At 61.2% G+C, this 20,089-nt stretch carries 15 protein-coding genes; 6 read left to right on the top strand and 9 right to left on the bottom strand.

Going from position 1 to position 20,089, the window contains the following annotated elements; translation table 11 throughout:
* Positions 1 to 66: 66 nt before the first annotated feature.
* From NATGR_RS07790 to NATGR_RS07780, 3 genes are read right to left on the bottom strand one after another with little or no spacing between them, the layout of a single operon-like run.
* Positions 67 to 1,020: an OapC/ArvC family zinc-ribbon domain-containing protein gene (locus NATGR_RS07790; protein WP_005578631.1), complete on the bottom strand. Its 954-nt coding sequence runs from the start codon at positions 1,018 to 1,020 to the stop codon at positions 67 to 69.
* Positions 1,020 to 1,421: a DUF2073 domain-containing protein gene (locus NATGR_RS07785; protein WP_005578633.1), complete on the bottom strand. Its 402-nt coding sequence runs from the start codon at positions 1,419 to 1,421 to the stop codon at positions 1,020 to 1,022. The genes NATGR_RS07790 and NATGR_RS07785 overlap by 1 nt, the downstream gene beginning before the upstream one ends.
* 5 nt (positions 1,422 to 1,426) lie before the next feature.
* Positions 1,427 to 2,065, bottom strand: coding sequence for an Era-like GTP-binding protein (locus NATGR_RS07780; protein ID WP_005578635.1), 639 nt, complete (start codon positions 2,063 to 2,065; stop codon positions 1,427 to 1,429).
* A gap of 1,073 nt (positions 2,066 to 3,138) precedes the next feature.
* Between NATGR_RS07780 and NATGR_RS07775 the strand changes: the two genes are divergently transcribed.
* Positions 3,139 to 4,872 (top strand): Cdc6/Cdc18 family protein, encoded by a 1,734-nt coding sequence (locus NATGR_RS07775; protein ID WP_005578637.1) that lies wholly within the window; start codon positions 3,139 to 3,141, stop codon positions 4,870 to 4,872.
* 351 nt (positions 4,873 to 5,223) lie between these two features.
* Here NATGR_RS07775 and NATGR_RS07765 read toward each other — a convergent pair whose 3' ends face one another.
* Positions 5,224 to 6,117: a S26 family signal peptidase gene (locus NATGR_RS07765; protein ID WP_005578639.1), complete on the bottom strand. Its 894-nt coding sequence runs from the start codon at positions 6,115 to 6,117 to the stop codon at positions 5,224 to 5,226.
* Positions 6,118 to 6,243: 126 nt separating this feature from the next.
* Here NATGR_RS07765 and NATGR_RS07760 point away from each other — a divergent pair, with 126 nt between their 5' ends.
* On the top strand, positions 6,244 to 7,800 hold the full coding sequence (locus tag NATGR_RS07760; RefSeq protein ID WP_005578640.1) for a DNA-directed DNA polymerase II small subunit: 1,557 nt from the start codon (positions 6,244 to 6,246) through the stop codon (positions 7,798 to 7,800).
* 84 nt (positions 7,801 to 7,884) lie between these two features.
* Here the strand turns inward: NATGR_RS07760 and NATGR_RS07755 are convergent, their stop codons facing one another.
* Positions 7,885 to 8,322 (bottom strand): hypothetical protein, encoded by a 438-nt coding sequence (locus tag NATGR_RS07755; protein WP_005578643.1) that lies wholly within the window; start codon positions 8,320 to 8,322, stop codon positions 7,885 to 7,887.
* A gap of 205 nt (positions 8,323 to 8,527) precedes the next feature.
* Between NATGR_RS07755 and NATGR_RS07750 the strand changes: the two genes are divergently transcribed.
* Together NATGR_RS07750 and NATGR_RS07745 are read left to right on the top strand one after the other, a co-directional pair.
* Complete coding sequence (locus NATGR_RS07750) at positions 8,528 to 9,706, top strand: aspartate kinase (RefSeq protein ID WP_005578645.1); 1,179 nt, start codon at positions 8,528 to 8,530, stop codon at positions 9,704 to 9,706.
* 461 nt (positions 9,707 to 10,167) lie between these two features.
* Positions 10,168 to 11,511, top strand: coding sequence for a tryptophanase (locus NATGR_RS07745; protein ID WP_005578648.1), 1,344 nt, complete (start codon positions 10,168 to 10,170; stop codon positions 11,509 to 11,511).
* Here NATGR_RS07745 and NATGR_RS07740 read toward each other — a convergent pair.
* From NATGR_RS07740 to NATGR_RS07730, 3 genes are all read right to left on the bottom strand, one after another.
* A complete protein-coding gene (locus NATGR_RS07740) occupies positions 11,508 to 11,873 on the bottom strand; it encodes a hypothetical protein (protein ID WP_005578650.1) in 366 nt (121 codons plus the stop codon). The two genes, NATGR_RS07745 and NATGR_RS07740, sit on opposite strands and share 4 nt — an antisense overlap.
* A 33-nt stretch (positions 11,874 to 11,906) precedes the next feature.
* Positions 11,907 to 13,046 (bottom strand): thiamine ABC transporter substrate-binding protein, encoded by a 1,140-nt coding sequence (locus NATGR_RS07735; protein ID WP_005578653.1) that lies wholly within the window; start codon positions 13,044 to 13,046, stop codon positions 11,907 to 11,909.
* A 75-nt stretch (positions 13,047 to 13,121) separates the two neighbouring features.
* Positions 13,122 to 14,567: an MATE family efflux transporter gene (locus NATGR_RS07730; protein ID WP_015233446.1), complete on the bottom strand. Its 1,446-nt coding sequence runs from the start codon at positions 14,565 to 14,567 to the stop codon at positions 13,122 to 13,124.
* A gap of 626 nt (positions 14,568 to 15,193) precedes the next feature.
* On the opposite strand from NATGR_RS07730, the gene NATGR_RS07725 reads away from it, so the two are divergent.
* A complete protein-coding gene (locus tag NATGR_RS07725; protein WP_005578657.1) occupies positions 15,194 to 16,384 on the top strand; it encodes an acyl-CoA dehydrogenase in 1,191 nt (396 codons plus the stop codon).
* 91 nt (positions 16,385 to 16,475) lie between these two features.
* On the opposite strand, the gene NATGR_RS07720 is transcribed toward NATGR_RS07725, so the two are convergent.
* Positions 16,476 to 18,176: an acyl-CoA mutase large subunit family protein gene (locus NATGR_RS07720; RefSeq protein ID WP_005578658.1), complete on the bottom strand. Its 1,701-nt coding sequence runs from the start codon at positions 18,174 to 18,176 to the stop codon at positions 16,476 to 16,478.
* A 248-nt stretch (positions 18,177 to 18,424) separates the two neighbouring features.
* Between NATGR_RS07720 and NATGR_RS07715 the strand changes: the two genes are divergently transcribed.
* A complete protein-coding gene (locus tag NATGR_RS07715; RefSeq protein WP_005578660.1) occupies positions 18,425 to 20,089 on the top strand; it encodes an acyl-CoA synthetase in 1,665 nt (554 codons plus the stop codon).

Raw genomic sequence — 20,089 nt, 5'->3', positions numbered from 1 at the left:
TGTCTCCGGCTGCATCGCCACCTGTCTATGTCGTTGGGACGATCAAAAGAGTTCGACGCCGCTCGATCACTCCCCGGACTCACGCCAGGAATCCGGAACGTCAATGACGTAGCGGCCGTCGTCCTGCAAGGAAATTATGTACTCCTCACGATCATACAGCTCCATGAGATTGAGTTCGTACTGGCCCGGTTGCAGGATTTTGATACTCTCGAACTGCTCGTTGAGTTCCGCGCGAAGTTGCTCCATCGACAGCTCCGTTTCCGAAGGCTCGCTAACGACCCGGCCGTGAGACGGCGGCTCACCCGCCGGATCTGTGACATCCGGATCGTCTCGCGTAGGGGTGTCCGTAGCGGCATCTGACGGAAGGTCGTCGCGCCGGACCACCTCGCTTCGGGCGTCTGCCTGTGCGGAATTTTCGCTGTCTGCAACCCGCCTCGTTCCATCTCGAGGATCAGACCGAGACGGCGTCGGGCTCGACTGTGGTGACGAACTCGAGTCCGCGGGACTGCCTTCGGACGGAGACGTATCCCAGTCCGGTTCCGGTGGAGTGCGATCCGCAGGTGGTCGGGCGGAGTCAGGCCACTCACCGAACTCGTCGGTCGTCGCGTCCTGGTCGTCGTTCGACGACACCCACTCGCGAACGGTGTCGGTAGCTTTCGTCCGGATGCTGTCGGAGTTCGAATCCGATTCGGCTCCGGACGAGGCCTTCGATTCGGGCGGCGTACAGTCAGCACCCGTCCCCGCTCGGTCGGAGTCGGGCGACTGCGAGTTGGCTGCGGCCGGCTCCGAGCCAGGACTCAACTCTGGCTCTGGCGTCGAACCGGGACCGGTGGGTGAGGTCGCTCCCGTCGTCTGATCGGGCTCCGACCCGACACCGGAACCGGAACCGGAACCGGACCCCGCAAGCGTTCCGGATGGCACGAACTGGAACTTGTTCCCGCCACAGTCGGGACAGCCCGAGAGCATCTCTTTGGAGCCATCCGGGAACGCACGGCCGCAGTTCGTACATTCGTGTGGCATTAGTTGTGGGACACGAGCGCGCTGATCAGCGTTTCGTCTTTGTGTAACGTTTCGATCCTGTTTGCCGGACCGATAACCGTCAATTTCGCGTCTGCTTGCTCCGAGCCCATGATTCGGCCGAGCAGTGACGAGTCACCGCCACCCGGTTTCGGATAGGTCTCGATTTCGATCCCGTTGAACTCGTCGGGGCTGATCTCGGCCATCGTCACCTCGATGAGTTGACTCTCCTCGTCGGGAGTCAATCCCTCTTCTAAGATGACGATGTTGCCCTCGTGGACGCCGTCCAGGATCATCCGGATCTTCTCCATAGATGCCATGCCGTCCATTCGTTCGCTGCTGATGAGGTCGATCTGGACGCCGTCCGGTCCATCCTGGTCGTCTGCGTTTGTTGCTTTTGGCATCGGTATCACCCGAAGTAGTCCGCGATGTTGTCGTAGACTTCGTCCATGTTGTCGCCTTCCTTGGCCGACAGCGGCACCGTCTTGTGCTGTGGGAAGGCGTCCTCGATCCGTTTGACGCTCGCTTCCTCGAGGTCGATCTTGTTCGCAAAGATGAGCACGGGAAGGTCGCGGGATTCGATGATGCCGATCAGCATCGTGTTGGCTTGCGTGATCGGATCTTCAGCACTGTCTAGGACGTAGACGACGCCGTCGACGTCTTCACGCAGCCAGTGCATCGCTTCGGCGACGCCTTCGGTCGCCTCACGAGAGCGGCGGATAGCGTCTTCCTCGTCCATCTCATCGGTGAACTCCTCGTAATCGACTTTCGTCGTCACGCCCGGCGTGTCGACGATATCGATCGTCACCGACTTCCCGTCGCGTTCGATCTCGACGTTCTCTTTCCTGCGGGCACGGCGCGTTTCGTGTGGAATGTGACTCTCCGTGCCAACTGCGTCACCGGTCCAGTCCCGTGCGATACGATTCGCAAGCGTCGTCTTCCCGGCGTTGGGCGGACCGTAGATACCGATACGTTTTGGCTCCTGTTCGGAGAACAGGCGGTCCCTAGCGCGAGAGATACTATCTTTGAGTTCTGTGAACAGTCCCATCCTTAGGGGCCCTCCAGCACCGCGGGGTGCATCTGAACCAACTACTTACTGAACTCACTTAAGCCTACGTCAGACGTGTTAACTAACCTGAAGAGAGGAGTTACCAGATACCGTATTAATTAGGGTGACGGAGAGTCCGTCACCCCGACCGGTCCCCGATCGTATGTTGCCGACCAGCCCCGATAGCGTGTTGCGATATTGTGATACAAACTCCCATTCGACAGGGTAGCAATTACCTCGCATCGACAAGACCCCCCACCCCTCTGTTTCAACTGGAGACGAACGATCCCCCACCCATGGAGAACGGTCCGAGTGAGGGATCTCCCCCTCAGTTTCCACTCGAGTGGAGAGAGACGAGTGCGAGACGGCTGAATTCGAAGAAAGCGAGAGTCTAGTAATTCGATACGCTAAAAGACGCTAATCTAGTTCGATCTAGCAACTAAAGAATACTTCTCTAGTAAATAATTGGATTTGCTAGTGCTACGGTTACTGTTTTCCCCCCAGTATAATAAAAATTCGCCTCTAGAAAGAGGGACTCACCCCCCACCCCTCCGTTGGACAGTTCCACTTGAAACGAAGGGGTGGGGGGCTTCCCGGCAGTCACGGTAATATGCTCTCACGGTAATACACTCACACTAAAGTCGTGCCAACACCACTCACTCCCTCTGGGGCCCGCCAACAAGCCGACCGCTCCTACCCCCTTCGTTCTCGCCAGTCCCTCTTTGGATTCACCCGCGAAGTGACTCCGCGCTCTGTCGACGCGAAATCATGGCCCGATCGACACCGTCTTCCCTGCTCGAATCGATCCAAAACGGACCCGTCCCTGGCTGTGCACTGCCGTTTTTCGAGACGACCACCGGACGCCGTCACGATGCTGTGATACAGCACCTGGTAAAACAGTGATGAACGAAGGGAAGAATTTAATACCGTCGTGTTCCTCTGTTTCGTTTGCATCAACTGGACCCGGGTTAGACTGTCGACTGCGTAAATATGCTGTAATAGAACGTCTACACCGCAGTATTCCTAATTCCGGGCCAGATTCCACCCGAAACGAGGGGGTGCTAGAACGACGAATGTCAGACGAAGATATGGAAGCGGCCGACTCGAACGAGGTCGGCGTCGACGGAATCGACGGGTTCTCGACTGACCTCGAGGGGACCGACCTCGGCGACGACGAGCCAAAACAAGGACTGTTCGACGACCTGCTCAGCGGTGAGCCCATCTTCGAGAACAAGGAAGTCCTGCGCCCGTCCTATACGCCACACGAGCTACCGCACCGAAACGACCAGATAAACAAGATGGCGACGATTCTCGTCGCCGCACTCCGCGGTGAAACCCCCTCGAACATTCTTATCTACGGGAAGACCGGAACTGGAAAGACCGCCAGCGCGAAGTTCGTCAGCAAGGAACTCGAGAGCACTTCCCAGAAGTACAGCGTCCCCTGTGACGTCGAGTACATCAACTGTGAGGTAACCGATACGCAGTACCGTGTCCTCGCACAGCTAGCGAACAAATTTATCGAGAAAAACCAGGCCCGGATCGACGAACGGATCGACTCCCTGGAAGACCTGCTCGACGACCTCGCGGAGTACGACGATTCGTCTCCCGACGCGCCTGGGGCTGGAACGGGGGGAGATCTCTTCGAACCAGCGGACGTCGAATCCACGTCGACGGACGATTCCCCCTCTGTTTCTACTGAAGACGATACCACAGCTACGGCAGGCGATTATACAGGTGAAACGAAGGGGTCGCTCGGTGCGTTTTCGGATGACGACGAGCCCGCGTCCGCGTCCGACCACGACCTCGAGAGTCGGGCCGACGCACGGCTCCCACCTGACCACCCGCTCGAGTCGACTCCGTTCGACTCCCGGCAAGCGGTCCAAGAGCGAATCGAGACGCTCGAGAAAGACAAGGAGTCGTTCGACGAGGTTCCGATGACTGGCTGGCCGACCGATCGGGTCTACAGCGTCTTCTTCGATGCAGTCGACTACGACGAGCGGGTCGTCGTCATCATGTTAGACGAGATTGACAAACTCGTCGAGAAAAGTGGCGACGACACGCTGTATAACCTCTCGCGGATGAACTCTGAACTCGAGAACTCGCGGGTGTCGATCATCGGCATCTCGAACGACCTGAAGTTCACCGACTTCCTCGATCCCCGCGTCAAGTCCTCGCTCGGGGAGGAAGAGATCGTCTTCCCACCCTACGACGCGAATCAGCTCCGGGACATCCTCGAGCATCGCTCGGACGTCGCTTTCAAGGGTAGTGCGCTCTCTGACGACGTGATTCCGCTCTGTGCTGCCTTCGCGGCACAGGAACACGGCGACGCACGCCGCGCGCTCGATTTGCTCCGGACAGCGGGCGAACTCGCCGAGCGCTCCCAGGCAGAGACAATCGTCGAAGACCACGTCCGGCAGGCTCAGGACAAGATCGAACTCGATCGGGTCGTCGAAGTCGTCCGAACCCTCCCCACCCAGAGTAAACTCGTCCTGTTTGCGATCATCCTGCTCGAGAAAAACGGTGTTCACAGCATCAACACCGGCGAAGTGTTCAACATCTACAAGCGTCTCTGTGAAGAGATCGACGCCGACGTGCTCACCCAGCGCCGTGTGACGGATCTCATCAGCGAACTCGACATGCTGGGAATCGTCAACGCCGTCGTCGTCTCCAAGGGCCGATACGGACGGACAAAAGAAATCAGCCTTTCGGTCCCGCTCGAGGAGACGGAGGCCGTGCTCCTCTCGGATTCACGTCTCTCCGACATCGACGACGTTCAGCCGTTCGTCCAGGCGCGGTTCGAGAACTGATGGCCTCCATTCGCGGCTCGTTCTATCGGTTCGATTCGTTCGAATCTCGCGAGCGAGTAGGAGCAGTCCGACATCTACGGGAACGCTGATCACTGCCACGGCGCCGACTCCACCGACGACGTACGAGGATGACGACCTGTCCGTACACCAACGCATGGCACCGCTTTGACTACAGATATCGGCTTTATCGGTCTCTCCTGGTGTCTCTTCGAAGAAGAGATCGACATCTGCGCCGCTCGGGCGAGTGAAGTCGTTTCGACGAACGTTTGCTCTCCCCTTCGAGGTCACGCCCGGAAACGCAACGTCGCTGACTGCTGACTGCGTCCGACCCGTCGTTCGTAGGCGGAGTAGTCACGAGTGTTCGTTCGGAGATGAGTCCGATATCCTCGAGGTCCGCACGATATCCGCGCCTGCAATCGCGGCTCCCGTCGCTCCGGTGGCACCGATGGTCGCGGACGGAACGAGGATGCTCGCAAGCAACTCGTCGACGAGTAGCCGGATGTGTCCGAGCCACGGGATTCGGAGCGTCGCTTTTCCAGTGACCCACTCGGGTTTGACCACGTCCGTCGTGGCGCCACCCTGGTACTGATCGTAGCCACTGTTCGCGTCGCCTTTCGTCACGAACCCGTCGTGGTTCGCGGGACAGGTTCGGAGGTCGTCACAGCTCGCACCGCCGACGTACTCTTCTTTTGCTTTGGTATCGACCCAGTTTTCGTCTTCTTCGACCCAGAAGTGTGCCCGGTGTATCACGGGCGTCTGTAACTCGCTCCCGTCGGGTCTGAAGACAACGACGTCACCTGGTTCGCCGAACGTCTCGTGACCGCCGTCCTGTCCGTTCTCGACGGTGACGACGCCGGTTCCCTCGACGGGGTCGTCACCGGCGAACCGCTCTTCGTCGACGACCACGATCATGTCACCACGCTCCATGCTCGGTTCCATGCTGCCACTCTCGACGGCGACGAGTGGAGGCCATACCCCACTGATCGCGAACAGCAACAAGGCGATGGCGGCGACGATCGCGACACTCGTGACGATATCTCTGACGAGGACGATCGGTTCGTCGTCAGTCTCGAGAAACCAGCGAACGAGTCCGTCGTTTTCGATCGTCACGTCCTGGCTGTTGTCCGTCGACTCGCGTTCGGCGATTCGTCTCTCGTCCGGCTCACTGGTATCCGACGACGACGCGGTACTGTCGCGGTCCTGGTCGTCGTACCCGTCGGAATCACCAGCGTCGGGACCGCTCATTGTCCGGCTTTTTGCTGGGGGTGGCAATCAACCTTCTGCTCGTTTTGCTCGTGACGAGGCTGCTACTGGTCGGCGGTTCGCTATCGATTCGCTATCCTTTTTTCCCCGGTCACAAATACGAGTTGTGTGCCACTCGAGGGTCCAGTTCGGATCGTCAGCGAACTCACGAGTCGCGGTTACAACGCGGAACGGGAGGCAGTGACCCGTCTCGCGGCTGCCGACGACCGAGACGAACTCCTCGAGCGAGTGCTAGAAGAGGTCCCGGACGACGCGCTCGTCGTGCGGGCAGAACACGTCGACGCTGCGCTGGCAGCCATCGGGAGTTCTTCACCCACGGTCGCTCAGCCGCCCGATCTCTCGACCGACTCCTCTGTTTCAACTGGAACTGAGACGCCGTCTTCCGGCGGACAGGGTACCAATCCTCCAGTTGAAACGGAGGGGTATACTGAGTCGGCGGACAGGTCGGTCGACCCCCAGAAGCGATCCCTCGAGATTACCGGCGATATGACCGGCGAAAGTACCGGAACAGGGGAGTACGAGGACTTCGTTGCGGTGTTTCGTGACCGTCTCGACCGACTGGGATCGAAGCTCCGCGGCCGAGTCAACCATCGTCCGGCGACGGCTATTCAGGACATGTCCGGCGGGAACGAGGCCGCGATGGTTGGACTGGTCAACGACGTTCGGTCGACCGCCAGCGGTCACTGGCTGATCGAACTCGAGGACGCGACCGGCACTTTCCCGTGGCTGGTGATGAAAGATCGGGAGTACGTCGACCTCGTCGACGAACTGCTCTGTGACGAGGCGCTGGCGATGGCGGGGACGCTCTCGGACGACGCCGGAATCGGTTTCGTCGACTCGATGTACTTCCCCGACGTGCCCCGCACCTACGAGCCATCGACGGCCGACCGACACGTCCAGGCGGCACTGATAAGCGACGTCCACGTCGGCAGCGACGAGTTCATGGCAGACGCCTGGAATCGCTTTGCTGACTGGCTTCACACCGAGGCGGCCCGGCACGTCGAGTATCTGCTGATCGCGGGCGACATGGTCGAGGGCGTCGGCGTCTACCCCGATCAGGACGAAGAACTCGAGATCGTCGACATCTACGAGCAGTACGAGGCCTTCAACGAGCGCCTGAAGCAGGTCCCGGATGATCTCGAGATCGTCATGATTCCGGGCAACCACGATGCCGTGCGACTCGCCGAACCGCAACCCGGGTTCGACGAAGAGCTTCGACGTATCATGTCGGCCCACGATCCCCGCATCGTCAGCAATCCCTCGACGGTCACCATCGAGGGCGTTTCTGTGTTGATGTATCACGGCGTCTCCCTCGACGAAGTCATCGCAGAACTTCCCGAAGCGAAAGCCAGCTACGACGACCCCCACAAGGCGATGTATCAGCTCCTGAAGAAACGTCACATCGCCCCCCAGTTCGGGGGACACACCCGTCTCGCACCAGAAGAAGAGGACTACCTCGTCATCGACGAGGTGCCCGACGTCTTCCACACCGGCCACGTCCACAAACTCGGCTTCGGGAAGTACCACAACGTGCTTGCGATCAACTCGGGCTGTTGGCAGGCCCAGACCGACTTCCAGAAGAGCGTCAACATCGATCCCGACTCGGGATACGCACCGATCGTCGATCTCGACACCCTCGACGTCACCGTCCAGAAGTTCAGCTAGTACCGTCCCAACCGTCGACTGACGGGTCGAATCGGGCCACACCGCCAGATTCGACCCATCAGTTCAGGCTTGGCCCGCCACTCGTTACGGCTCGAGTCGAAACCGAACTGTCGGCGAGCCGTCGAACCGCGGGCCGGTGCCGTATCGTTCGAAGCCGAGTTCCTCGGCAGCAGCCGAGACGCCATCCATTTCGGGTGCAACGAGCAGTTCCACGGCCATCGACTCCTGGTCTGCGAACCGGACAGGCTCGGCCAGGAGTCGCTGGCAGGCGTCGCCGGTTCCGTCTAGCTGCGTCACGTGGACCGTCTCTTCCCGTGCGTCGAAGCTAATAAATCCCAGCAGATCTTCGGGGTCGGAGCCATCGTACTGCGAACTCGAGATGTCTTCGTTCGGGTCGTAGCTGCCGTCCTCGGCGACGCGTACCGTTCGATCGTGGACGAGGTTTCGCATCACGTCCGTCGGCGCATCGGCGATCGACGCCAGCGCGTCCGCATCGGCCTCGAGTGCGTCCCGTACGTTCATTATCGTATGCCAACGCCTCCCACAACCATAAATCCCGCGAGCGGTTCGGAAAGCTGGCTTCTGCTCTCGAAACGCCGGTACCATCCGGTTGTAATCGTCAGGATCGGCAAAAACACGGGAAATGGAACACAGTTATTTGCGCGCTCCGGTAACGAGGGAGCATGAACCACGCCACCGGCACGCGAATCGATACCGAGGTGTCAGTATGCGGGTTGTAGCGAAGTTCGGCGGAACGAGTCTCGGCAGCGGTGACCGAATCAACCGCGCTGCAGACTCGATTGCCGCCACCGTCGAAGACGGCCACGAAATTGCCGTCGTCGCGAGTGCGATGGGGTCGACTACCGACGATCTCCTCGAGGAGATCACCTTCGAAATCGACGAGTCGGACCGTGCCCAGATCGTCAGCATGGGCGAACGAACGTCGGTTCGGATGCTCAAGGCTGCGCTGTCGGCTCGAGGGCTCGATGCCGTGTTTCTGGAGCCGGGCAAAGACGACTGGCCGGTCGTCACCGACGAGTACGGTGAAGTCGACGTCGAGAAGACCCAAAAGCGAGCTCTCGAAATCGCCGATGAACTCGACGAGGTGGTGCCGGTCGTTACGGGATTCCTCGCGGAGGGGCCTGACGGTTCGATTACGACGCTTGGCCGCGGTGGGAGCGACACGACCGCGGTCATGTTGGGCAGGTACATGGAGGCCGACGAGGTCGTCATTGTCACCGACGTTGAAGGCGTTATGACCGGTGATCCGAACGTCGTCGAGGGCGCACGCAACGTCGGCAAAATCTCGGTCGACGAGTTGCGGAACCTTTCATTTCGCGGAGCCGAAGTCGTCGCGCCGTCGGCGCTTTCGTACAAAGACGGCAACCTCGACGTTCGCGTCGTTCACTACCAACACGGCGACTTGCTGTCGGGCGGCACCAGTATCGAGGGTGAGTTCGAGAACCTCGTCGACCTTCGCGAGCAACCGCTTGCCTGCCTGACCATCGCCGGTCGGGCGATCCGCAACCAATCCGGCGTCTTCCATCACCTCTCGGAAGCACTCTCGGAGAGCGACATCAACGTCGACGCAGTCGCGAGCGGAGTGGACACGGTTACGTTCTACATCGACGAGACCGAAGCCGAACGCGCCGAAAACATCCTCCACCGCGAGGTCATCGCACGCGACGAACTCTCGAGCGTTACCGTCGATTCACCGATCGCTGTCGTCCGAGTCACTGGTGGTGAACTCCCCAACCGTCCGGGGATCGTCAACGACATCGTCAATCCGCTGGCCGAGGAACGGATCAACCTCCAAGACGTCGTCACGAGCGCGACCAGCGTTGCACTGTTTGTCGACTGGGCGGACCGAGAAAAAACCCTCGAGTTGACTCAACACATCGTCTGACTGCGACGCGTTCGTTTTTCGGTGGGCTGTCTTCGCTCGACTGCCCTCGGTACGGAGAAATCGGGGCTTGGAACGGCAGATCTGTAACCGAGCGCTATAATTCAGACAGCCGATAGTTTTTACTGTCGAGGGGCAGAATGGATCATCTGGCGGGATGGGGGGTTTCAGTCGTTGCCACGCTCACTCTATTTGTGAGCGATCGTATCCCGCCAGTCTGCCGCGGCGGTCCCACCGCCGCGTCTTCCCGATTACCCGTTTGGAGGCTCGTTCGGCCGGCCGTTTCCACTCGGCCGGTTTCGACCAGTACGCTCTACTCGTGTCGTGTCTGGACAGCCCAGGCGTCGTCGCACACACCGAACCTGTCCATAGCTGTTCGAACCCGTCGTCTGTACGGCGAGTCGATCCGCAGCTATCCACGTTCCGTCACTCGATTTGAACTGTCCGGCCGTCACAGGGTAGGTATGGTCGCATACAAGACGAAGATGGTCGAACGGATCTCCCTCCCCGCCAGAGAACAGCGCGAACAGAACCTCGAGTCGGCAGGATACAACGCGTTCAATCTCGATGCAGACGACGTTTTCGTCGATCTCCTGACCGACAGCGGGACGGGAGCGATGAGCGACGCCCAGTGGGCGGCACTCGTCCGTGGCGACGAAGCCTACGCTGGATCGCGCAGTTTCGACGAACTCGAGTCGGCCGTCGGCGACGTGATGGGGTTCGACCACGTCGTTCCAGCCCATCAGGGTCGTGGTGCGGAGAACGTCCTCTACGGAGCACTACTGGAAGAAGGCGACGTCGTCCCGAACAACACGCACTTCGATACGACTCGTGCCCACGTTGCGAACCAGGGTGCAGACCCAGTCGACTGTCCGGTTCCGTCGGCCCACGATCCCGACGTGACGGCACCATTCAAGGGAAACTTCTCGCTCGAGCGCGGTCGCGAACTCGTCGACGAGGTCGGAGCCGATAGCGTTCCCGTGGTCGTTCAGACGATCACGAACAACTCGGCGGCTGGCCAGCCGGTCAGCGTCGAGAACACTCGACGGGTCCGGGCGTTTGCCGACGAAATCGACGCCCGGTTCGTGATCGACGCCTGTCGGTTCGCCGAAAACGCCTACTTCGTCAAGCAACGTGAAGAGGAGTTCGCGGCGGCTTCGATCGCCGAAATCGCTCACGAACAGCTCGGTTACGCCGACGCCGTCGTGATGAGCGGCAAGAAAGACGGACTCGTCAACGCCGGTGGCTTCGTCGCAACCGACGACGCACGACTGTACGAACGGTCCAGACAGCGGGCGATCCTCTACGAGGGCTTTCCGACCTACGGCGGGATGGCCGGACGCGACGTCGCGGCACTCGCCGTCGGGCTCCGGGAGGCCGTCGACTCCGAGTACCTCGCGGATCGCATCGAACAGATCGAGGAGTTCGGTTCGCTGCTCGAGGCGGCCGGCGTCCCGATCTACCGGCCGGTCGGGGGCCACGCGGTCTACCTCGACGCCGGTGCTGCGCTCTCACACCTCCCGGACGAGGCGTTTCCTGGGCAGGCGCTCGTCTGTGAGCTCTACCGGGAGGGCGGCGTTCGCGGCGTCGAACTCGGGAGCTTCGCGTTTCCCGACACGGACCGGCCGGAACTGGTTCGACTCGCCGTCCCGCGTCGGACCTACCACCGCGAGCACTTCGAACACGTCGCCGACACCGTCGAAGCCGTCCTCGAGAAAGGCGAGTCCGTTCCAGGACTCGAACTCGCGACCGAACCCGAGATGCCGGAGATTCGCCACTTCACTGCGGAGCTCGAGCCGCTGTCCTAGGAGACGACGCCACGAGCACGATCCCGCAGCGTTGGTTCGGGTTCCTGCTCGCTGCCTGGTCCGCCCGTCAGCCGATTCGCGAGCGTCGCAAGGCCGGTCTCGCTATCCGTCGACGCCGTTCGAGTGGTAGCCCAGTCGGGAAGGCCGGACTTGATCTCGGCTCGCTTCTCCTCTTTGAGCGTGCTGTATCGTCGCAGTACGATGCCGACGCCGAGAAAGAGACCAGCATCGAGTAGCTCTCGACGGAACCGGTTGGGGTCGTTCCGGACCGCGATCGCTTTCACGAGCGAGATGATGCCGATCGCGAGATAGAGCGTCGACTGCTTCGAGGGGTCGCCACTGAGGAACTGTTGCAGTGCCATGCGGGCCGACGTACCACGTTCCCAGTGATAAAACTAGAGCGGACTCGTAAACCGTTGTTCGGTGTACGAGGCTATTTCTGTCTCCCACTTCTCGAGCAGGGTGGAAACGTTGCCGTACAACTCGTCGTAACTAACCGTTACCGATTCGTCGGGCTCGTGGGCGTGCTCTCCGAACCGCTCGTCGAGGTCCACGTACTCCTCGCCGACGGCAGGGAACTGGACGTTTCGAGCGGCGAGTTCGCGCTGGGCCGGCCGCGAGAGGACGAAGTCGACGAACTCGTAGGCGAGTTCCTCCCGTGGCGCGTCCGCGAAGACCGCAATCCCTTCCGTGTTCTCGTATCCCTCTCTATCGAGCGGACCGACCACGTGCTGGCGAAGTTCCCGTCCGGCCGCACTCGCAGCGACACGATCCGTCGAGTAGGAGACGACGAGTGGCCGTTCGCCCTCGAGGTAGGACTCGCGGTAAGACGCCGTCCAGCGCTCGTGTACCTGTACACCGTTGTCCAGGAGTTCGGTCCAGTACTCGAGAGAGTCGTCGCCGTACTCGGCGACCGTCCACAACAGAAAAGCGAGACCTGGATCGGATCGACGGGGGTCCTGCACGAGCAGGCTGTGGGCGTAGTCGGGCTCGAGCAACGCGTCGAAGGAGTCGGGCATGCCGCCCTCGAGTTCGGTTTCGTCGCCGACGAGCGTGATGTAGCCCGTATCGATCGGGAGGACCCGATCGTGGGGATCGTCGAAGCGGAGCTCGTCACGAACGCGGTCGTCGCGGCCGAGTCGATCTCGCTGCAGGCGTTCGAACAGACGGTCCTCCTCGAGGATTTCGTCGACGGAGACGAGTTCGCCGAGCGTGAGTCCGAGGTAGACGTCGGCGTCGATCGATGCCTCGAGTTTTGCACGACGGACGTAGTTTTCGATACCTGCTTTGGGAACCGTCCAGACGATCTCGGCGTCCTCGTGTTCTGTCTCGAAGGCCTCGGCGAGCCACGCTCCTGCCGGCGACTCTCCGGTGACCATCGAGGAGTAGGTCGCGACGCGGAGCGTGTCTTCGTCTTCGTCGGACGGTGCGGGCGCTTCTTCCTCGCCGGTCTCGCGCTCGAGACAGCCGGCGAGACTGGCGACTCCGACGGCCGGACCGGCACCGACGGCACGGACGAACGTCCGTCGCTTCATCGTTTGGTCTCACGTCGGAGTGGGTTAAGTTCTTGCCCCAGTTGTGGCGTATCGTTCGATCGGTTGTCGGGAGCGTCAGTCGTCCGCGACTGCCGGCTCGGGTCGGTAGGACTGGCTGATCGCTTTCCACTCGTCGGTTCTGAATCGCCAGTAGTTGATTGCGGCCGGAACGGTCGTTTCCGCGAGAAACGCCAGGTACAGCCCCCAGTATCCCAGTGCGGTCGTCGCACCGAGATATGCAAGCGGGATCGCGACCAGGAACATTCCGATAAACTGGCTCACGAACGGCACTTGTGTGTCACCGCTCGCGTCGAGCGGACCCGCTGCTGCACCGGAGATGCCCTGGAAAACGACCGCCACGCAGGCCGCGTAGACGAGGTCGATCGCGATCGGGATCTCCGGGCTCGTCGGGCTATCCGCGAACAGAACGACGATCTGTTCTGCAAACACTGCAATGAGAACGGCAGAGACGAGGTAGGTCGCGACGGCGAATCGGATGATGTCTCGGCCGTAGGCTTCCGCCGTCTGCTCGTCGTTCTGGCCGAGTGACTGCCCGACGAGACTCGAGGACGCGAGGCCGAACCCCCAGCCGGGCGTGTTCATCAGCCCCCAGATTCGGCGAGCGATGACGAACGCTGCGACGGTGTTCTCTCCGAATATGTCGAGAATGCCGAGCATCGGGAACTCGGCGACGACGAAGACGAGGTTTCGCGCCCCGACCGGCAGTCCGATCGTGACCAGATCGCGGATCGTCTCTCCGTCGAGGTACGACGCGACCGGATCGATCCGGACCGGGAACGCACCGATCCCCGGGAACCAACCCGCAGAGAGCCCGATGGCAAACGTCGCCGTCACCGCGGCGTTCGAGAGCACCGTGCCGAGAGCTGCCCCGACGACCTCCAGGTCGAGGACGAAGATGAACACCGCGTTCAGTCCGATGTTTACGATCGCGCCGCCGGCACGGACCTGCATCGCGGTGTAGGAGTCGTCTGCACCGACGAGCACCCGGCTGCCGACGAGGTTCAGCCCTGCAAACGGAATGCCGAACGCGACGTACTGAAGATAGCGTGCGCCGTACTCGATCGCCGACTCGTTGCTGCTGAGCAACGAAATGAACTCGTACGGATAAGCCCAGAAGACGGCGGTCACTGGAGCACTGATCACGACGACGAGGAGTGTACTCGAGCGGACGGCAAGTCCGAGTTGGTCGTACGCTTTGGCTCCGTATCGCTGTGAGACGAGTGCGATGGTGCCACCGGCGACGCCGCCACCGATCGCGAACGCGAGCCCCCAGAACGGACCGGCGAAGCCGACGCCGGCGACTGCCGAGGTGCCGACGGCGACGCCGACCATCGCGACGTCGACTGCGCTTTTCGACATGCGCGCGATTCCGGTGACGATGCGGGGCCACGCGAGGACGGTCGTCTTGATAGCGCGTTCTCGGTCGATCAGACCGAGACGCGCCAGCGCGAGACCGATGTAGAGAATCACCAGCCGCAACGGGTTCGGGACGCGACTCACGGATGAGTACTGTCGCTACTCAGTATCCGATACTGGGACCTCGGCAGCCGGAAACCTGTGATCGAAGGGATGGCTCCGTACCCGCATCGTTTTGTGCTTCGTTGCCGTAGTACTCGGGCGTCCGCGTCGCCGAGAGCAGTTCGTCCGTCTGTCACGCCTGTCACCGTGTTCGACTGACCGGTTAGTCAGCCCGGTAGAAAAGCCTATCGTCCGCGGCCGAAGAAACATATGAACTAATACCAGTTGCAAGAACTATAGATATACGTATCACTATTTATTCGATAGGTCGAAGCCGACAACATGGGTTATTATTCTGGCACGAAAGAAGTATATTACGTTATTTGGCGTCTATGGTCCTTTCTGGTAGTGTCTGCAACTCGTCCGAAAGGTCGGCTCTAGACAGACTATCTGTCTGTATTTATAACACTTTATATCATAATTATGATCGCGTCTATCGAACCGTACAAATACGCCGCGTTCGGAGTCCACGGTGACTGCACACGCCAACCCAAGCGTCGGCTGTACTCGTTCCGTCACGACACGTCGTACCGACCCTTGCCCCGTTAGTTGCGACGTTGTGACATCGAAGGGGAACTTCTATAGGGACAATCGGCGAAGTCGTACGTATGGAGTTCAGTCTCACGGACGAACAACGTCAGATCAAAGAGATGGTCACCGAGTTCGTTGACGAGGAAGTCGTCCCCGTCGCCGACGAGGTCGACAAGACCGACGAGTTCCCTCGTGATCTCGTGGACGAACTCGCCGAACTCGGACTGATGGGCATGCCGTTCCCCGAAGAGTACGGCGGTGCCGGACTCGACTACCACGCCTACCCCGCGGCACTCGAGGAGATTTCGCGTGGCTCCGGCGGCCTGGGAACGATCGTCGCCGCCCACATCTCGCTTGCGGGCAACATGGTCTACGCGTTCGGAGACGAGTCCCAGAAAGAAAAGTACCTGACGCCGCTGGCGGAGGGAACGGATATCGGTGCGTTCGCCCTCTCAGAGGCCGGTGCAGGCAGTGACGTTCCCTCCATGGTGACGACGGCAGAAAAGTGCGAGGCAGACGAAGCCCCGGAGCGCAGCGGTGTAACCGCGGAGAAAGATGGTGACGGCTACCTGATCAACGGCGAGAAACTCTGGATCTCGAACGGCTCGGTCGCGGACACGGTGACAGTGTTTGCAAAGACCGACCCCGAGGCCGGCAACAGGGGTATCAGCTCTTTTATCGTCCGACCCGGGGAGGACGACGGCTTCATCGTCGAAGGAACGGAGGACAAACTCGGTGACAAGGGCTGTCCGACTGCCGAACTCCGGTTCGACGACCTCTGGGTTCCCGAAGACCGCCTGCTTGGCGAGGAAGGCGACGGCTTCGTCCAGGCGCTGAAGACGTTAAACGGCGGCCGGATCACGATCGCCGCCCGTTCGATCGGCATCGCCCAGGCGGCACTCGATGCGGCCCTCGAGTACAGCCAGGACCGCGAGCAGTTCGGCCAGTCGATCTCGGAGTTCCAGTCGATCCAGCACAAGATCGCCGACATGGACACGAAGATCCGTGCTGCACGGCTGTTGATGCACGACGCAGCAGACAAGAAGATCCGCGGCGAATCGTTCATCAAGGAGGCCGCCCAGGCGAAACTCTACGCCAGCGAGATCTCCCGCGAAGTCGCAAACGAAGGCATCCAGATCCACGGCGGTTACGGCTACACGAAAGACTTCCCGGTCGAACGCTACTACCGCGACGCCAAACTCAACGAGATCTACGAGGGGACGAGCGAAGTGCTCCGGAACACGATCGCACAGGATCTGCTCGACTGAACGGCTCCGTCGACGCTCTTTCCGTGGGACCGTTTTCCACTGCCTTTCGGACGGCCCTCGCCGATCGCGGGAACCGAGACAGTAGCCCGTATTAGACCGGACTGAGCTCTTCTTGATATGCGCCGTGATGGTTCTCGAATATCGCCATGATCTCGCCCATCGTCGCGTAGGCTTTCACGGCGTCGACGATGGAGGGCATGACGTTCTCGTCGCTCTCGATCGCATCGGAGAGGGCGGCGAGGGCCGCCTCGACCTCCTCGTCGTCGCGTTCTTCCTTGACCGCCTCGAGGCGCTCTAACTGTCGGTCGCGGGTAGTCTCGTCGACCTGAAGGATCTCGGGGGAGGTGTCCTCTTCGATGGTGTACTCGTTGACGCCGACGACGACTTCTTCGCCGCGTTCGACGCGTTGCTGGTACTCGTAGCTTGACTCCTGGATCTCACGCTGGAAGTAGCCCTGGTCGATGCCGTCGAGGACGCCGTCGCGGACGGAGCCGTCGCCGTTCTCTTTGATCTCCTCGAGGTAGGCCATGATCTCTGCTTCTATCTCGTCGGTGAGCGTCTCGATGGCGAAACTGCCACCCATCGGGTCGACGATGTCGGCTGCACCTGACTCTTCGGCGATGATCTGCTGGGTGCGCAGTGCCACTCGGACGGCCTTCTCGCTGGGCAGGGCAAGTGCCTCGTCGAAGCTGTTGGTATGCAGCGACTGGGTGCCGCCGAACACGCCGGCAAGCGCCTGGATCGTCACGCGAACGATGTTGTTCAGTGGCTGCTGGGCCGTCAGCGACTGGCCGGCGGTCTGGGTGTGGAACTTCAGCCGTTTGGACTCGTCTCTCTCGGCACCGTACCAATCTTCCATCACGCGGGCGTAGATCCGACGGGAGGCGCGGAACTTGGCAACCTCCTCGAAGATGGAGTTGTGAGAGTTGAAGAAAAAAGAAAGCAGCGGCGCGAACTCGTCGACCTCGAGGCCGCGATCGAGACAGTCCTCGACGTAGGCGAACCCGTCTGCGAGAGTGAAAGCAGCCTCCTGTGCGGCGGTTGCGCCGGCCTCGCGGATGTGGTAGCCGGAGATAGAGATCGGGTGGAACTTCGGCGTCTCGTCGACGGCGAACTCGACGGTGTCAGTGACGATGTCCAGTGAGGGCCGGGGCGGCACGACCCACTCCTTCTGGGCAATGAACTCCTTGAGCATGTCGTTCTGGAGGGTTCCCCGGACCTCGTCGCGGGGGACGCCTTGCTGGTCGGCCAGCGCGATGTACATCGCGTAGATGACTGCCGCCGACGGGTTGATCGTGAAAGAAGTCGAGACCTCGCCGATGTCGATCCCGTCGAACAGGATCTCCATGTCACGCAGCGTGTCGACTGCGACGCCCTCTTTGCCGACCTCACCCTCGCTCATCGGGTGGTCGGAGTCGATCCCCATCAGTGACGGCATATCGAACGCCGTCGAGAGCCCGGTCTGACCCTGGTCGATCAGGTAGTGGAACCGCTCGTTCGTCTCCTCGGCCGTCCCGAAGCCGGCGAACTGCCGCATCGTCCACGTCCGACCGCGATACATCGTCGGGTAGGCTCCCCGCGTGTACGGCGGCTCGCCGGGAAAGCCGAGATCCTCGAGGTAGTCCAGATCGTCGACGTCCGTTGGCGTGTAGAGCCGATCGACCTCGTGGTTCGAGACCGTCGCGAAGCGGTCCTGGCGCTCCCCGTGGGCCTCGAGTGTGGGGTCGAGTCGCTCGTTCTCCCAGCGCTCTCGCTGCTCGCGGATTCCCTCGAGCTCTTGCTGATCGAACATTAGTATGACCATCAGTACCAAGATTCTAAAGTCTTGTTGTCGGACACTGAACGATCGGTCCTTGCGAGATCGCGTCGTGAGACACCATCCGAGACGAGTACGACGGCATCGTGGCTGTAACCGAGACGACGGTGCCCAACCCGTCGTCTGATCGCTACAGCAGACCGTCACACCTCGAGTCAGCGTCGATATCTGCTGTCGAAAACACTGACAAACTATTAACCAGACGACGATGTGAGTCGTCACGTATGGGTGTGTCTTCCGATACCACGATAGCGGAGTTCGAGTGGGACGTTCCAACGTCGTACACAGTCGTGTCGGCTGTCGAGTCCCACGCCGAGACGTTCGGCGATAGAGTCGCAGTTCGATTCCGCGACGAGGATGGCACCCGAACCGAACGAACGTACGCCGACGTCCGTGACGACACAAACCGGTTCGCAAACGCCCTCACAGACCACGGCGTCGGGACCGGCGACCGGGTGTTGCACCTGTTTCCTCGCCACCCGGAGGCGTTCACGATCCAGCTCGGCGTGCTCTCGACGGGTGCGCTCGTCGTCCCGTGTTCGTCGATGCTACGCCCAGCGGACGTCGCATTCCGGGCAAACGACTGCTCGGCGACGACGATCGTCGTCCACGAGAGTCTCACGGACATGGTCGAACCTGTCCTCGAAGAAACGCCACTCGAGCGTGTGATCGTCCTCGACGGCGAAAGCGGTGAGGGCGGTGAGGAGGGCGAGAGCGGCGATGACGGCGACGACGACCGCTTTCGGACCTACGAGTCGATCGTCGACGGCCAACCGACCGAGTACGACGGCCCCGATCTCGAGGCCGAGGACCCGATGTCGATCAACTACACCAGCGGAACGACAGGGAAACCGAAACCCGTCTTGCACAAACACCGCTGGCAGTACTGTTTCAATCGGATCAACGCCCCCTACTGGTGGGGAATCGACGAAGACACCGACCTAGAGGACGAACTGCTGTGGGCGACGACCGGCACCGGCTGGGCGAAGTGGTTCTGGAGTCCGGTCGGCGTTGGCCTCACCACTGGCGCGACCCAGTTCGTCTACGACGGCGAGTTCGATCCCGAGACCTTCCTCGAACTCCTCGAGTCGGAAGGCGTCACTAGACTCTGTGCCGTCCCGACGCAGTACCGAATGCTCGCCAACGCCGACCTCGAGGCCTACGACGTCGACCTCACCGACGCGTTGTCGGCGGGTGAACCGCTGAATCAGGAGCCGATCGAGCGCATCGAGGACGTCTGGGGCGTCACGCCGCGTGACGGCTACGGGCAGACCGAGACGGTCGCGCTCGTGACGAACTACCCCGGGATCGACGTCAAACCCGGCAGCATGGGGCAGCCGACGCCGGGCGTCGGCGCGACGATCCTCGGTCTCGACGAGGACGAACCGGTCGATCCCGGCGAAATCGGCGAGATAGCCGTCCCGGTGGACTCGCCGGCGATCTTCGACGGCTACTACGAGAAGCCCGACCTCGACGAACGGACCCTCTCCGGTGACTACTACCGCACCGGCGACCTCGCGACCCGCGACGAGGACGGCTACTTCTTCTTCGAGGGTCGCGCCGACGATGTCATCATCTCCGCGGGCTACCGAATCGGCCCGTTCGAGGTCGAGGACGCCCTCGTCAGCCACGAGGCGGTCGCCGAAGCCGCTGCGGTCGACAGCCCACACGAAAAACGCGGCAGCGTCGTCACGGCCTACGTCGTCCTCGCCGAGGGCTACGACGGAAACGACGACCTCGAGACGAAACTCCAGGAGTACACGAAAGCGGAGACGGCTCCCTACAAGTACCCTCGGCGCATCGAGTTCGTCGACGAACTGCCAAAGACCGCAAGCGGCAAGATCCGACGGGTCGAACTACGCCAGGAAGAACGAGAAAAACACGGGTGA

The sequence above is a fragment of the Natronobacterium gregoryi SP2 genome (assembly GCF_000230715.2).
Classification (GTDB): Archaea; Halobacteriota; Halobacteria; order Halobacteriales; family Natrialbaceae; genus Natronobacterium; species Natronobacterium gregoryi.
Note: the sequence above shows the minus strand (reverse complement) of the source record. Positions and strands in the feature narration are given on the sequence as shown.